This window comes from Pseudomonas sp. IT-P253 (assembly GCF_949768125.1).
Lineage (GTDB): Bacteria > Pseudomonadota > Gammaproteobacteria > Pseudomonadales > Pseudomonadaceae > Aquipseudomonas.
The window spans coordinates 95,207-108,451 of record NZ_CATKPT010000077.1 but is presented as its reverse complement, the minus strand read 5'-3'; the positions used below and the strand labels follow the sequence as shown (position 1 = coordinate 108,451).

The following is a 13,245-nucleotide window of genomic DNA, read 5'->3' as shown; positions in this document are numbered from 1 at the left end:
CTTGTCACGGCTACCTTCAGGCCAACAACGACAAAAAGATGGAGGTAGATAAATGAACACGCGCACCACAACATGCATCAGTCAGCCGCTAGCGGCAAGGGCGCAAGTGGACGCCGACGACCCTGAGGCATTCAATCACTGCTTCGCCGAACTCAACGGCATTCGCATGCATTACATCGACGAGGGACAGGGTCCGCTCGTCATACTGCTGCACGGTTTTCCCTACCTTTGGTACATGTGGCGACGCCAGATCGTGGCGTTGACCGAGGCCGGTTATCGAGTCGTGGCCCCCGATCAACGGGGGTTTGGTCAAACGGATCGACCCGATGCCATTGAAGCCTATGACATGACTCAGGCAGTCGGCGACATGGTGGGCTTGATGGCGACTCTGGGCGAAACCTCCGCAGTGATCATTGGGCACGACTTGGGCGCCTGGGTGGCCCAAGCAGCAGCCATGCTGCGGCCGGATCTGTTCCGCGGTCTCGTAATGCTCAATACGCCGGTGCCACCACGCGGCAAGGTCAAGCCGACCGTAGGGTTACAGGCAATGGCGAAAGGCAGGGTGTATCACCACCTGTATTTCCAGCAGCTCGACAAGCCGGATCGCGAGTTGGCCAGCGACCCGCGCAAGACCTTGCGTAGCGTTTTCTATTCGATCTCCGGCAGTGCTGTCGGCGCTGAACGCTGGCGCCTGTTCGTCGAGCCAGGTGAGCCCATTCTCAATGCCTTCACTGAACCGAAGGGCGAGTTCCCGTCCTGGCTGAGCGCACGGGCGCTCGACTACTACGTCGCCGAATACTCCCGTACCGGGTTTACCGGTGCCTTGAATTACTACCGCTGTCGCGACCGGAACTGGGAGATCACCGCGTTTCTTGACGGTGCGGTGGTGCGCCAGCCGAGCCTGTTTATCGGTGGTGCTGCTGACCCTTCACTGGAGCCGGTCGAAATCCGCGGTCTCTACGATCAGCTCGACACCTATCTACCCGGGCTACAGAAGAAGGTACTGCTACCCGGCGTGGGCCATAGCGCCGCGGAAGAAAGCACCGAGCAAGTCAACGAACTGCTTCTAACGTTTCTCGAACAGCTCTAACGGTGGGGGGCGAGCGCTTTGGCGCGCCCGCCCGATTCGCGTTTTTCGCGGCAATGTCTGTTACTCAGTTGAATGCCGTCAGGTCTTTCGGTGCGATGTCATGCTGCTCGCAGTAGGCAAGATAGCGATGCAATCCTGACTTCCAGTTTTCGAGCGCGATGATGTTGTCGCTGCCGTCCAGAAACGCGAGATCGCCATTAACCTGAACCAGCGTGAGCACATATCCGTCTGTGCTTCCCGTGCTGACGACTTCAGGCGTGTGAGTCGATCCGGCCGTCTCATAGACGATGCTGCCAGGGCCGGCGATCCAGTCATGCTCTTTGTATTTCCACTGGCCTTCGATCGTATAGACCATCACCGTACCCGTGTGGTGATGCTTGGGCAGTTGCATGTCGATCGGCGACTTCATCATAACGATCCATTCGCCACGGATGGGGTCAAGCTTGAAGTACTTCAACAGGACGTTTTCCGCATAGGGCGTAAAGGGTACCCACGGCAGCGATTCGCCATCGATGACTGCGGTGTCGATGTGTTCGTAGAGCATGTCTATCTCCATTGATGCGGTTCAGATCGAGTATTCGTCGGCAGCCAAGGTCGCCCGACAATCTCTGATGGTCGGGTGGCCTGGTTTCTCTGGGGAGACGGTTCGAATCAGGTGAGCGGAGTGCCCGCCAGGGTCGCGCGCAGCATCTTCCGTGGCGCATTGCCGTAGTCAGCCACGGCGTAGTGCTGGACTTGCAGGTTGTCCCACATGGCAACGGTGTTGGTGCGCCACTTCAGGCGAACCTGGTATTCCGGGATGGCGGCCTGGGAGATCAGGTAGTTCATCAAGTGATGAGCCTCGGGCATGAAGTCCTGGCCGTAGCGGATGTCCTCGAAGTTGAAGAAGTTCGAGAAATGGGTGGTGAATGCGGAATTGACGAACAGCACCTTCTCGCCGGTCTCGGGATGCACAAGCACCACCGGATGCTCGGCGCCGGGGGTCTTCAGGGCCATCGCGTGACGTTCTTCGCGTGGCAACTGGGCGCCAAAGGTCTGCTCGGCACCGTGCTTGGCATACAAGCCATCGATCCGTTGCTTGATGCTTTCGGGCAACTTTTCGTAGGCCATCACCATGTTGGAAAACAGCGTATCGCCGCCGGTCTCCGGACCCTGTTCGCAGCGCAATACCGCGCCGCGGGGCGGCGCCTGCTTGTAGGTGACATCGGCATGCCAGAGGTTTTCGCGACTAGCCTTTTCCACATAGCTCTTGGGCTTGCTCGGATCGAGATTGCGGTACAGCATCAGCAACTTGTCCGCCTCCGGATGGCTTGGCGCCAGGGGATGGGCTTCCAGTTCGCTGAATTGCGCGGCGAAGTGCTGTTGCTCCATTGGAGTGATGTTCTGGTCGCGAAAGAACAACACTTTGTGCTTGAGCCATAGGGCCCTGATTTCCGCGATCAGTCCGGGGTCCTGGGCAGCGTCGACAAGGCTGACGTTGCTGAGCTCTGCGCCGATGGCGGGTGTGCAAAGCTCCACCTTGATCGAATGTTGGCGCACTGACGACCGGATAATGGCGGGTGCTGAAGGGGGGAATGCTGAAGGCGTGTCTTGGGTGGCGATTATTGTCATTGTTGTCTCCAATCCGGGCTCAATATGTGCATCCGCTATGGGTAACTGCTCCCTGCCAAATTGGGCAGAGACACCGGGCCTATAGTAGGTATCGCGGGCGCGACATCATGGGCTTGGCAGGACAGTTTCTTCGCATATTGAGACAAGGGAGAGAGGAAAACGAACAATATTGCGATGCAGGTTGGGTGATCCGATTTTGGCTGAAATTGGCCTTTGATGAGAGGCAGTTTTTGGCCGATTTTTGCCGGTCATGGCCACAAAACGTGATGGTCAAATCCGATGCAAATGACCGGTCATGTCCAATACAAATGGGTGGGCAAGTCGGTGCAATTACCCATCTATGTATTGGCTACCAGCAGTTCCTCCGTATTGTTTGGCGGGCGCAGATCATCTGTCCTGCCCACGAAGTAGCGCCGGGTAAGATCGGTCGCCGAGACGTGCTGTGCTTCTCTAAAACCCGCACCGTGGGCCAGTGCCAGAATCTCCAGCGGCGTGAAGAAACTGAGGAACGGTGTCCCGCTTGCTCGCGCTCCCCTCTGCGCCATCTCAAGCCCGGAACGTACCTCGGGGTCCGCCATCTCCAGCGGAAGCAGGAACGTCATGGCGAGCGTCGATCCCGGGGCGAAGGCCGCGACCTGGCGCAGCAGGTCCTCGTTTGCATCCTTGGTGAGATACATGCTGACACCCGTGGAGACAACGATTGCCGGCTTGCTGGCATCGAAGCCGGCAGTCACGAGCGCGTCCCGCCAGTTCTCCCCCGCCTCGAAATCGACCGGCACGAAGCGCAGCCAGTCCGGTATGCCGAAGCCGAGTTCGAGCAGGCGCTGACGCTTCCATGCCTGAGGACCTGGCTGGTCGATCTCGAACACCCTGAGGCGTGACGCGATCTGCGGCCTGCGCTGTGCGAAGCTGTCAAGGCCGGCGCCGAGGATCACATACTGACTCAGGCCGCGACCGACCTGCTCTATGACTAAATCTTCAATGAAGCGAGCACGAGCCACGATTGAGGCACGGAACGGGCGTGTGAACTGCGGGTCCATGTCCCCCCGGCTCCGCCAGTCCTTGTCCGGGGCCAGCAGCTTAAGGCCGATTTCGTCTTCCAGCACATGCGGTGGAGGGTCTATTTCGACATGCAGAGCGCGCCACAAGGCGACTCGTGCGGCGGTGCTGTCTGGCGACACATCTCGCTTGATGCTCATGACTTCAATCCTGTTTGTTCGCCGCTACCGCTTTGAACTGTAAAGCGCCCTTCACTATATGAGGCACCCTCAGGCCGCCGCGCCCACGCCTTCACCCTTTTCCCCCGTCGGAACATCATGCAGGGAAATCCTTGAGGTCTCCGGCAATGCCAAACCACCGGCCAGCGCGAGCAAGGCCACTGCAATCAGATAGAACGCCGGCGACAGGTTGCTGCCGGTGATGCTGATCAGCCATGTCGCCACCAGCGGCGCGGTACCACCGAAGAGGGTATAGGCCATGTTGTAGGTAATAGCCGAAGCGGTATAGCGAGTACGGGTGGGGAAGGTTTCCGAGAGCAAGGCCGCGGTGACCACGCCACACAACACCGCGCCAATCGCCAAGAGCATAACGCCGACGATGGACGCTGCGAACACGCCGGAACTGGCCATCAGAAACGACGGATACACCGTCACAATCAACAGAGCGCACGCCGTCATCATCGTCACCCGACGCCCTACCCGGTCTGAATATAGCCCCGCCAGCGGGCACATCGCCGCGGCGAAGATCAATGCGATCAGCGACACCAGTAACGCCGTTGCACGACTCAGACCGCCCGCGACTTGCAGATAGGTCGCGAAGTAGGTGGTGAACATATAGAACGACAGCGCCGTCAGCGACACAAAGGCACCCAGGCAGCAGATCGCCGCGCCATGGTTGCGTAAAGTGTCCTTGAGCGGGGAATGGGCAACCGCGTGTTCATGAGTCACGGCCTGGAAAGCCGGGGTCTCATCCAGCTTCCAGCGCATGTAAAGACCAATCAGGCCCAGCGGCGCGGCAATCAGGAACGGCAGGCGCCAGCCCCAGCTACCCATGGCTTCGGCCGATAATGACGCCTCAAGGGCGTAGGCCACCACCGCTGCCGCGGCGAAGGCGGAAAATGTCGACACCGGAATGAAGCTGCCATACCACGCCCTTTTATCGTTGGGTGCATGTTCCATCAGGTAGGCACAGGCACCTGCGTATTCGCCTCCAGCGGAAAAGCCCTGGACGCAACGAATCAGGGTCAGAAGAATCGGCGCCATGACCCCGATAGCGGCATAAGTAGGCAGCAAGCCGATCAAGGTCGTGGCACTCGCCATCATCAGGATTGTCATCGCAAGGGTTCGCTTACGGCCGATCCTGTCGCCCAGCATGCCGAAGAAAATTCCGCCGAGGGGCCGAAACGCAAAGGCCACGGCGAACACCGCAAAGGTCTTGAGCAACGCGGCACTGGCGTCGCCGCTGGGGAAAAATTGCTGGGCGATGGTCGTGGCCAGAAAGCCATAGACCGCGAAGTCGAACCACTCGACGAAATTGCCGATGGCCGCGGCGACAATCACCTTTCTCAGCGTTTTCGGGCTGACTTGCTCTGTAGCTGCGCTTGTCATGCTGAACCTCGACATTTCATCCATAAGCGTTCGATTATCGGAGCAGCCACTGAAACGGTTCATTTCAAAAGTGTCATCCGTATAGTCAGTACCGACTCATTGCCATTGGATTTAGCATGATTTATGCCATAGATGCGGGATATCCGCTTTTGGCCGAGAGCCGCAATCACGAAGGGGAATGAAAAAAGCCGCTGACAGTGATGACAGCGGCTTTTGGTCAGGACACGAACTTACCAGCGACCGTCTCCACGGCCATGGTAGAAGCCGTGATCATATCCCCGGTGATAACCACCGTCGTAGTAGCCGCGGGGTGGCGCTGGCTCGTACCGGCGGTATTCAATCCGCGGCGCCACCGGTACATAGGCGACTCGCTGGTATTGCGAGGCGTAACGAGGTTGTGGTTCGTAGCCTTGGTATTGTGGACGGTAGTGGTCATGGCCCGAACCGGCGATGACGGTGGCCAGTATCGCACCCACTGCCGCCCCGGCGATGACAGGCACTATCACATCGCGCTCGTTAGCGGATGCCGCACCCGCGGCGACCAGGCAACCGGACAGGATCAAGGCTTGAGTCATCTTGGAAAACATGGTGTCTCCTCTGGCGATAGGTGTGGATTCGCCATGGACGTATGAAACACCCATTTCGTGTAAGCGGAGGTCTAGGCTCGGTAAAGGTTGAGTAAAGCGATGGCTGGAAGTGTCGCGCCTCAATTGAGGGCGCAATGGCATCTCCGTCATAGGCCCCACTACGGTGGGTGCTGATCTCGGAGAAAAACAGGGGCAGACTACGATTGGTCGGCATTTGCGTTAAATCGTGGTCTGTCCCTTTTGCTGCTTTTGCTGCTTTTGCTGCTTTTGCTGCTTTTGCTGCTAAGCGGGGCGCGGTGCTTCTACAGACGGGGTGCCTTCGTGAAACATCGTCTTCAGTTGAGCACGCAGTTCTGGTGAGTCGGTGTGCTTGTGAACACTGACCGCATGCTGCGCGGCAGCCTCGAGCAGTTCGTTTTCAGAGTCCGCGGACAGGGCGACCGAGCATTTGGTATCGCTTGGAAACTCGCGGCAGTCGATGTATTTACGCGCCATGATCTTCTCCTCTCTACGTCGAAGGCAGGCCAAGGCCTGCGTGAACGATCACTCGACGCGCCACCCCAGACATTAAAAACGATTGCATGTCGCATCGAGTGTGCCGACTTTCAAAGTATAGGCCCGCCACAGGGCGCATAAAACCGGGGACGGACTGACCTGTGCGTGTCGTATCAGCGAAGTGCACTGTGACCAGACCTTGCGCATGCCGATTAAAAGCCTGCAGGATTCCTCGCCGCCGCCCTTCGCGATCGGGCTATGATCAAGCTATATGAACCGGACTCCCTGACCTATGCCCGTTGACCTGCAAGAGCTCTACCCCAAACTGATCCATCTGATGCTGGACACGGTCTTCGTGGTTGATAGGGACAACCAGATTGTATTTGTGAGTGATGCCTGTAAGGCACTGCTCGGTTACCGTGCCAACGAGCTGACCGGCACCCCGATCACCGACTATATGCATCCTGACGACCTGGCGGTCACACGAGCCTCATTATCCGGGTCATGAATGGTCAACCCCACTTCGATTTCCGCAACCGATATATCCGCAAGGACGGAGGTATCGTACACATCCTGTGGGCTGCCTTCTGGTCCGAGGAGGTGGGTGCGCGGATCGGTGTCGCACGGGACGTGACGGCCCTCAGCCAGGCCGAGGAGGAATTACGTTTCCTCGCCCATCATGATCCGCTGACAAAACTGACCAACCGGTCTCTTTTCAATGATCGATTGGACTCGGCCCTGCGAGCGGCACACCGCCACAACAGCACCCTGGCTTTGCTGTTTCTGGACATCAATGACTTCAAGGGTATCAATGATGTCCATGGCCATGCCGTGGGCGATCGTGTGCTCTGCATGATTGCACGACGGCTGGAAGGCTGCGTACGTGAGACAGACACGGTGGCCAGGATGGGCGGTGATGAGTTCACTGTTCTGTTGACGGATATCCAGTCGGAGGTCGCCGTTTCCGAGAAGATGGCGCAGATTCTCGCGGTCATGGCCGAGCCACTGGGCGCTGAATTTGGGGGGATCAACATGCCGTCCTGCAGTATTGGCGTGGCCTTTTATCCCGCGGACGGAGAGGATGCCGATACGCTGCTCAGCCATGCGGATGACGATATGTACCGGATAAAAAGGCAACGCTCTGCAGCGAGGTGATAAGCCTGCAGGGTACCTTCGGCACTCCAACTACGGGATTGGAAAGGTCCGTAGGTCGGGCAGCTACGGTTATGTCGGACTACGTCCAATGATCATTGCGTGCAGTACCGCACGGGTGTGATCGATAACCACACGCTTTATTAGATCAAGCCGCTCCGCATCAACCTTGTCCCAGTTCAATGAGGTGAGAGCAGTACGGCGCATCATCTGAAAGACTGCCAGTTGGCCGCTCAACGCCATTGATCGGATCCGCGTTTCATCATCGTTGGCTGGCCGCCCCAGCAAACGCCCAACGATGGCGTTTGTCACGGTAGAAATTGGCTCATTGAGGCGATGATTGATGATCTGAAAACCGGCGGCAGGCCCCTGGCCGCTTTGTCCGTGGGCAATGAATAGCTGCCATTCGGAGGACTCTCGCGACTTGAACATGAACTCCACGACGCGCGCCTGTATGGCACAGAAGGCATCGATTAGGGCGTCATCACTTTCATTCTCCGCGATCACGTGCTCCCCATGGGCGACCACCTGTGACAGGTACTCCCAAACGCGCGAAGCAATGTGCTCGGCGCACGCAAGGTACACCCCCTCCTTGTTATCGAAGTAGTACCGCAACGCTGGGGCATTTACGCCAGCGGCGGTTGCGATGTCGCGAGTTGATGCAGCCTCGAAGCCCCGTTCGCCGAACAGCTTCAGCGCAGCAGCAACGATCCGGGCACGAGTGTCTTCGCCGCGTGCATATCCCCCACCCTCTGGATGCCGATGCAGGGCACCTCTGATCATCGAGCTCAATTGTTCTACTCAGAAGAAAAGAAATTTATAACAGTTGACACCAATTTTGTCCATGTGGAATAGTTGTTCCAGTTGGAATACATTCGAGCTCGCGGCGTCCCCATTAAGGCTCGTCCTCTGCATCCGGGCGCAGTCATGGCATTTACTCACGTGCCATTTTTCTTTCTTTTCACGTTGAGCAATGACACCTATGGATTGTGACAATGAAACGGTTTTCTCGAATTCCAGTAACGCTAGCAACCAAACCTTCACAAACCTAAATTTTCAGGGCCGAACAAAAAATGACCTGACACTCACAAATTCTAACCTGCTGAATTGTAACTTCGGCGGGAGCGACCTGAGTGGACTGCATCTAAAAGACTGCAAAGTGCTCAACTGCAATTTTGGAAATGCGAATTTGCAAGATTGTTGGTTTTCAGGTTGTTCGTTTTACGACAAAGAGCAACTGGTCGGTTGTCAATTTAAACTGGCTGATCTGAGGCGGGCTGAGTTTTATGAGTGCGATATTTCTTTAAGTACGTTTAATCGCGCGCAATTATTTCAGTTAACGCTTGATCATTGTCGTGCGGTGGAGACAGATTTTAATTTGGCCGCATTCACCATCGCCATAAGTCGAAAGCTGGTAATCAGTTCGGCGCAGCTCACTAACACAGATTTCAGGTATGCCGATTTCAGCTCGACCAACCTATCTAAATGCAACCTTTCACATAGTAAATTTTCGTCGGTTATTATGACGATGACCAATCTAGATGAGGCTGACCTAACTAATACTGAATTTTCACCACTTCATTATTCTGGGCTTTCTGTATCCAATACTGACTTTCGTAACGCGGAATTAAGTGGTATAGATTTTCGAAAGGTAGACTCATCAGGTATTAAGATTCTTGAATGGCAGCAATCAGCTATTTTGGAGAGCTTCGGATTCGTCCTCTACCCAGACAACAGCTAGGCCCCGCGCACTACGTAGATAGTCTCGCAGACCAAACGAGAAAATCCAATCCCCGGACGGGATGTGCGGGTTACGAACAGTAAATGCCACAGGAGTTTTCATGATTGAGAAAGCTGACTACCTTATTATTGAATCTGCCAAACTGGATCGATCGGAGGTTGAGGACTTAATTAATATCCGAAAAAAACCCTTATGGTTCTCTAATGTTGACTTGTCAGGTGCTGATCTTAGTCGCCTAGACTTATGCGACACATATTTTGAGCGCTGCAACCTGACAGAAACGGATTTCACTGCCACAAAGCTTGAGGCTACTACCTGGAAAGGGTGTAAGGGGGCGAAAGTAAAATTCAAATCCGCTATGCTCAATGAAGGAAAGTTCGAAAATTCAGACCTGAACAATAGTGACTGGCAGAATTGCCGACTGGGTATAGTTTCATTTACAAGCTGCAAATTAACAGGCTCTAATTTCAGCGGGGCCGCCTCATTAGGAGTTACCTTCAAGGACACGCTGCTGGTGGGGACATTTCTCCTTGGGTTTTCCTTTCTCAAGTGTGAGCTAGACAATCTGGACTTCTCCGACGCGGACTTAAGAGATGTCGACTTCCGTAACACGGTATTCAAAGGTGGAAGCCTAAGCAATGCCCGGGTTAATGGTGCCCGTTTTGATAATGCCGACCTTCGTGAAGCCAGCTTGCACGGTCTGAAACTTATGGATGCCAAACAGTTTAAAGGGGCAATTATATCTAAAAATCAAGCTGCGATGCTATTGTCAAGCCTAGGGCTTACCGTAGCTTGATTTAAAACTCGTTTTCAATACACTCATTCGCTGTAGCCTATTCAATGATTTGCTTGGCACAAAAGCTTACTCGATTGGTCGAGAAAGCTATTTAAGTAACAGATTGAGTTTTTGTGCAAGCATTGCTGGACGTTCACCAAAACAAAAACGTCCCAATACAGCACTGCTACTGTGTGCTATACAAACACTTTAAGTCTTCAGAAAAATAGTGTCTAAGAATTAGTTATTTGAGTTTTTCTCAAGGGGGCACGAGCCTAAACGGAGCATACAAGTTCCGCTGTCGAAAGAAGCCTAAGAAGGTGTATGTGTATGAATGGCCCCAACCCTTTGAGCAAGCACCCAATGAAAGGTGTTTCTCAGGTATGTTTCATAAAGAACACGGTATCCAATCCAAATATTATCGTTGGTGATTATACCTACTACGACGACCCTGAAAACTCAGAGGACTTTGAACGTAATGTTCTATACCATTACCCGTTCGTCGGCGATAAACTCGTCATCGGCAAATTTTGCGCCCTGGCTCGTGGCGTGAAATTCATTATGAATGGTGCGAATCACAAGATGTCTGGGTTTTCCACTTATCCGTTTCAGCACTTTGGTAACGGCTGGGAAAAAGTGATGCCCCTACCCGATGAACTTCCATATAAAGGCGACACGATTATCGGAAACGACGTTTGGATTGGTTACGATTCGCTTATCAAGCCTGGCGTAAAAATTGGTAATGGCGCAATCATTGCTTCACGATCTGTAGTTGTCAGGGATGTTCCTGCCTACGCCGTTGTTGGAGGAAACCCCGCCGTAATAATCAAACAACGCTTTTCTCCAGAAATAGTATCGGCACTTGAATCAATTGCTTGGTGGCATTGGCCAATCGAGAAAATCTCTAAGCACTTGGCCATCATCGTAGCGGCAGACGTTGACGCACTGAGTGCATGTACTTCAGACCTTCCCTAGCCAAGAACATGGTATCGCATCGTTCAGTGACGAGCTTAATGTTGAATCGACCACGTTTATGTAGGTAGACAGCTTTGAACGACTGCTTTTGGCCGATTGTGTTGAAAAAGTCGGTCCTTCCAGACTGCCCGCATACTGGTTGCTGAAAACGCCTTTTTTCCGCGCAGCTACGCGAAATCTGAGCCCGGAATCCTCTGCTCATAGAAAAGATTTCAATCTCAAGCGCGTACTTTTCTGCCGTGGAAACCATGGCCGACTTTTTCAACAGAATCGGCCGTTCTCTGCCGATCAGCTCTTCGACGTGCATTAGTCAAGTCGAATGCAAACGCTGGTCAGCACTAATGTAATTTAGTTCCGTGGTTCGCTCTTGATCTTCGAGAGTCCACTTCACTAACGCAATACCGCGCTCAGCCCAGTACCGGAATCACTCGCGAGGGCTTGACCGATTTAAACGAAAAACTTGAGTAGATCTCTTTGACCGCCGGCAAGGTTTGCAGCACCTCTCGCGCAAACTCGCCGAAAGACTCCAGGTCCTTGGCCACCACTTCCAGCAGAAAATCGTAGCGCCCGGAAACGTTGTGACAGGCGACGATTTCCGGGATTTCCAATAGGCGCTGTTCGAAGGTGCGGGCCATCTCCTGATTGTGGGACTCCATCATCACACTGACAAATGCGGTGACTCCGTAGCCGAGCGCCTTGGGCGAAAGAATCGCCTGGTAGCCGGTAATCACCCCGCTCTCTTCGAGGATTTTCACCCGCCGCCAGCACGGCGAGGTGGTCAGGGCCGCATAGTCGGCCAGTTCGGCGATGGTCAGTCGGGCGTTGCCTTGCAGGGCTGCGAGTAAGGCTTTGTCAGTACGATCCAGGCCGCTCGGCATGTCTTGCCTCTTAATATTGTTTTTCAGGATTTTTATTCCAATTAATCGGTTATTTCTGGGTCAATTTGGAATTTTTCTTGTTGATATTGAGCATAGCATTGTAGGAAATCAGGGAGCATTCACCATGAACAATAAAAATAATGAACTGGGCTTTTCCACTCGAGCCATCCATCACGGCTATAACCCGCTGGACAACAACGGCGCACTGATTCCGCCGATCTACCTGACCTCCACGTTCGCCTTCCCTACCGCCGAATACGGCGCCGGTTGTTTTGCCGGCGAAGAGTCCGGGCACTTTTACACGCGGATCTCCAACCCCACGCTGGCGCTGCTGGAGTCACGCATGGCGACCCTGGAGAACGGCGAGGCGGCGGTGGCCTTCAGCTCCGGCATGGGGGCCATTGCCGCAACCTTTTGGACCCTGCTGCGCCCCGGTGACGAGATCATCGTCAACCGCACGCTGTACGGTTGCACCTTCGCCCTGCTGCACCACGGCATCGGCGAGTTTGGCGTCAAGGTGCGCCATGTCGACATGTCCAACCTGGCCGAACTGGGCGATGCTATCAGTCCTGCGACGCGCATGATCTACTTCGAATCCCCGGCCAACCCGAACATGCAGTTGGTCGACATCGCCGCGGTGGCCAAGATCGCCCACCATCATCGGGATGTCACCGTGGTGGTCGATAACACCTATTGCACTCCATACCTGCAACGCCCCCTGGAGATGGGCGCTGATGTGGTGGTGCATTCGGCCACCAAATACCTCAGCGGCCATGGCGATATCACGGCCGGCATCGTGGTTGCCAGCCAGCCACTGGCGGACCGCATTCGCCTGCAAGGTCTCAAGGATCTGACCGGTGCGGTGATGTCGCCTCAGGATGCCTTCTTACTGATGCGCGGGCTCAAGACCCTGTCATTGCGCATGGAACGCCATTGCAGCAACGCACAGGTGATTGCCCAGTATTTGCAGGAACACCCGGCCGTCGAATGGGTGACTTACCCCGGCCTGTCCTCCTTTGCCCAGTACGAACTGGCGTGCCGGCAGATGAAGCTGCCTGGGGGCATGATCTCCTTCGAACTCAAGGGCGGTCTGGCCACCGGCCGGCGCTTCATGAACGCACTGGAGTTGTTCGCCCGCGCGGTCAGCCTGGGGGACGCCGAGTCCCTGGCCCAGCACCCGGCCAGCATGACCCATTCCACCTACACCCCTGAAGAACGCGCTCACCACGGTATTTCCGAGGGGTTGGTGCGTTTGTCAGTGGGCCTTGAAGACATCGCCGACCTGCTGGCCGACGTCACCCAGGCCCTGGATGCCTGCGCTCAAGGGGGTTGAAC

General features: G+C 55.1%; 13 protein-coding genes and 1 pseudogene. 6 read left to right on the top strand and 8 right to left on the bottom strand.

All coding sequences use genetic code 11. The annotated features are described in order from the left end of the window. Positions 1-52 precede the first annotated feature (52 nt). Positions 53-1,090, top strand: coding sequence for an alpha/beta fold hydrolase (locus tag ACM6IR_RS25665; protein WP_414910276.1), 1,038 nt, complete (start codon positions 53-55; stop codon positions 1,088-1,090). A gap of 64 nt (positions 1,091-1,154) precedes the next feature. Here the strand turns inward: ACM6IR_RS25665 and ACM6IR_RS25660 are convergent, their stop codons facing one another. From ACM6IR_RS25660 to ACM6IR_RS25635, 6 genes are all read right to left on the bottom strand, one after another. Next, positions 1,155-1,634, bottom strand: a complete 480-nt coding sequence (locus tag ACM6IR_RS25660) for a 2,4'-dihydroxyacetophenone dioxygenase family protein (protein WP_414910275.1) — start codon at positions 1,632-1,634, stop codon at positions 1,155-1,157. A gap of 107 nt (positions 1,635-1,741) precedes the next feature. Continuing rightward, positions 1,742-2,614 (bottom strand): TauD/TfdA dioxygenase family protein, encoded by an 873-nt coding sequence (locus ACM6IR_RS25655; RefSeq protein WP_414910363.1) that lies wholly within the window; start codon positions 2,612-2,614, stop codon positions 1,742-1,744. A 425-nt stretch (positions 2,615-3,039) separates the two neighbouring features. Continuing rightward, positions 3,040-3,900, bottom strand: a complete 861-nt coding sequence (locus ACM6IR_RS25650) for a class I SAM-dependent methyltransferase (RefSeq protein ID WP_414910274.1) — start codon at positions 3,898-3,900, stop codon at positions 3,040-3,042. Positions 3,901-3,969: 69 nt separating this feature from the next. After that, the gene (locus ACM6IR_RS25645; protein WP_414910273.1) at positions 3,970-5,307 is read right to left on the bottom strand and encodes an MFS transporter; all 1,338 of its coding nucleotides are present in this window, start codon (positions 5,305-5,307) and stop codon (positions 3,970-3,972) included. Positions 5,308-5,537: 230 nt separating this feature from the next. Then, on the bottom strand, positions 5,538-5,894 hold the full coding sequence (locus ACM6IR_RS25640) for a hypothetical protein (protein ID WP_414910272.1): 357 nt from the start codon (positions 5,892-5,894) through the stop codon (positions 5,538-5,540). A 282-nt stretch (positions 5,895-6,176) separates the two neighbouring features. Then, positions 6,177-6,389: a DUF1059 domain-containing protein gene (locus ACM6IR_RS25635; RefSeq protein WP_414910271.1), complete on the bottom strand. Its 213-nt coding sequence runs from the start codon at positions 6,387-6,389 to the stop codon at positions 6,177-6,179. Positions 6,390-6,681: 292 nt separating this feature from the next. Between ACM6IR_RS25635 and ACM6IR_RS25630 the strand changes: the two are divergent. Further along, positions 6,682-7,544 (top strand): annotated as a pseudogene (locus ACM6IR_RS25630) (diguanylate cyclase domain-containing protein). 69 nt (positions 7,545-7,613) lie between these two features. Here ACM6IR_RS25630 and ACM6IR_RS25625 read toward each other — a convergent pair. Continuing rightward, the gene (locus tag ACM6IR_RS25625; RefSeq protein ID WP_414910362.1) at positions 7,614-8,324 is read right to left on the bottom strand and encodes a CerR family C-terminal domain-containing protein; all 711 of its coding nucleotides are present in this window, start codon (positions 8,322-8,324) and stop codon (positions 7,614-7,616) included. Positions 8,325-8,700: 376 nt separating this feature from the next. Here ACM6IR_RS25625 and ACM6IR_RS25620 point away from each other — a divergent pair, with 376 nt between their 5' ends. The 3 genes from ACM6IR_RS25620 (at position 8,701) to ACM6IR_RS25610 (ending at position 11,032) form a co-directional block, all read left to right on the top strand. Then, the gene (locus ACM6IR_RS25620; RefSeq protein ID WP_414910270.1) at positions 8,701-9,282 is read left to right on the top strand and encodes a pentapeptide repeat-containing protein; all 582 of its coding nucleotides are present in this window, start codon (positions 8,701-8,703) and stop codon (positions 9,280-9,282) included. Positions 9,283-9,382: 100 nt separating this feature from the next. After that, positions 9,383-10,078 carry a pentapeptide repeat-containing protein gene (locus ACM6IR_RS25615; protein ID WP_414910269.1) on the top strand — a complete coding sequence of 232 codons (696 nt, stop codon included), beginning with the start codon at positions 9,383-9,385 and terminating at the stop codon, positions 10,076-10,078. 309 nt (positions 10,079-10,387) lie between these two features. Then, the gene (locus tag ACM6IR_RS25610) at positions 10,388-11,032 is read left to right on the top strand and encodes a Vat family streptogramin A O-acetyltransferase (RefSeq protein WP_414910268.1); all 645 of its coding nucleotides are present in this window, start codon (positions 10,388-10,390) and stop codon (positions 11,030-11,032) included. 407 nt (positions 11,033-11,439) lie between these two features. On the opposite strand, the gene ACM6IR_RS25605 is transcribed toward ACM6IR_RS25610, so the two are convergent. Continuing rightward, positions 11,440-11,910, bottom strand: a complete 471-nt coding sequence (locus ACM6IR_RS25605; RefSeq protein ID WP_414910267.1) for an Lrp/AsnC family transcriptional regulator — start codon at positions 11,908-11,910, stop codon at positions 11,440-11,442. 124 nt (positions 11,911-12,034) lie between these two features. Between ACM6IR_RS25605 and ACM6IR_RS25600 the strand changes: the two genes are divergently transcribed. Further along, complete coding sequence (locus ACM6IR_RS25600; RefSeq protein ID WP_414910266.1) at positions 12,035-13,243, top strand: methionine gamma-lyase; 1,209 nt, start codon at positions 12,035-12,037, stop codon at positions 13,241-13,243. Positions 13,244-13,245: the final 2 nt, after the last annotated feature.

Bases quoted from the DNA above. Each gene is read 5' to 3' on its own strand.
- ACM6IR_RS25665 (WP_414910276.1), top strand. From the start codon at position 53: ATGAACACGCGCACCACAACATGCATCAGTCAGCCGCTAGCGGCAAGG.
- ACM6IR_RS25660 (WP_414910275.1), bottom strand. From the start codon at position 1,634: ATGCTCTACGAACACATCGACACCGCAGTCATCGATGGCGAATCGCTG.
- ACM6IR_RS25650 (WP_414910274.1), bottom strand. From the start codon at position 3,900: ATGAGCATCAAGCGAGATGTGTCGCCAGACAGCACCGCCGCACGAGTC.
- ACM6IR_RS25645 (WP_414910273.1), bottom strand. From the start codon at position 5,307: ATGACAAGCGCAGCTACAGAGCAAGTCAGCCCGAAAACGCTGAGAAAG.
- ACM6IR_RS25640 (WP_414910272.1), bottom strand. From the start codon at position 5,894: ATGTTTTCCAAGATGACTCAAGCCTTGATCCTGTCCGGTTGCCTGGTC.
- ACM6IR_RS25635 (WP_414910271.1), bottom strand. From the start codon at position 6,389: ATGGCGCGTAAATACATCGACTGCCGCGAGTTTCCAAGCGATACCAAA.
- ACM6IR_RS25625 (WP_414910362.1), bottom strand. From the start codon at position 8,324: ATGATCAGAGGTGCCCTGCATCGGCATCCAGAGGGTGGGGGATATGCA.
- ACM6IR_RS25615 (WP_414910269.1), top strand. From the start codon at position 9,383: ATGATTGAGAAAGCTGACTACCTTATTATTGAATCTGCCAAACTGGAT.
- ACM6IR_RS25610 (WP_414910268.1), top strand. From the start codon at position 10,388: ATGAATGGCCCCAACCCTTTGAGCAAGCACCCAATGAAAGGTGTTTCT.
- ACM6IR_RS25605 (WP_414910267.1), bottom strand. From the start codon at position 11,910: ATGCCGAGCGGCCTGGATCGTACTGACAAAGCCTTACTCGCAGCCCTG.
- ACM6IR_RS25600 (WP_414910266.1), top strand. From the start codon at position 12,035: ATGAACAATAAAAATAATGAACTGGGCTTTTCCACTCGAGCCATCCAT.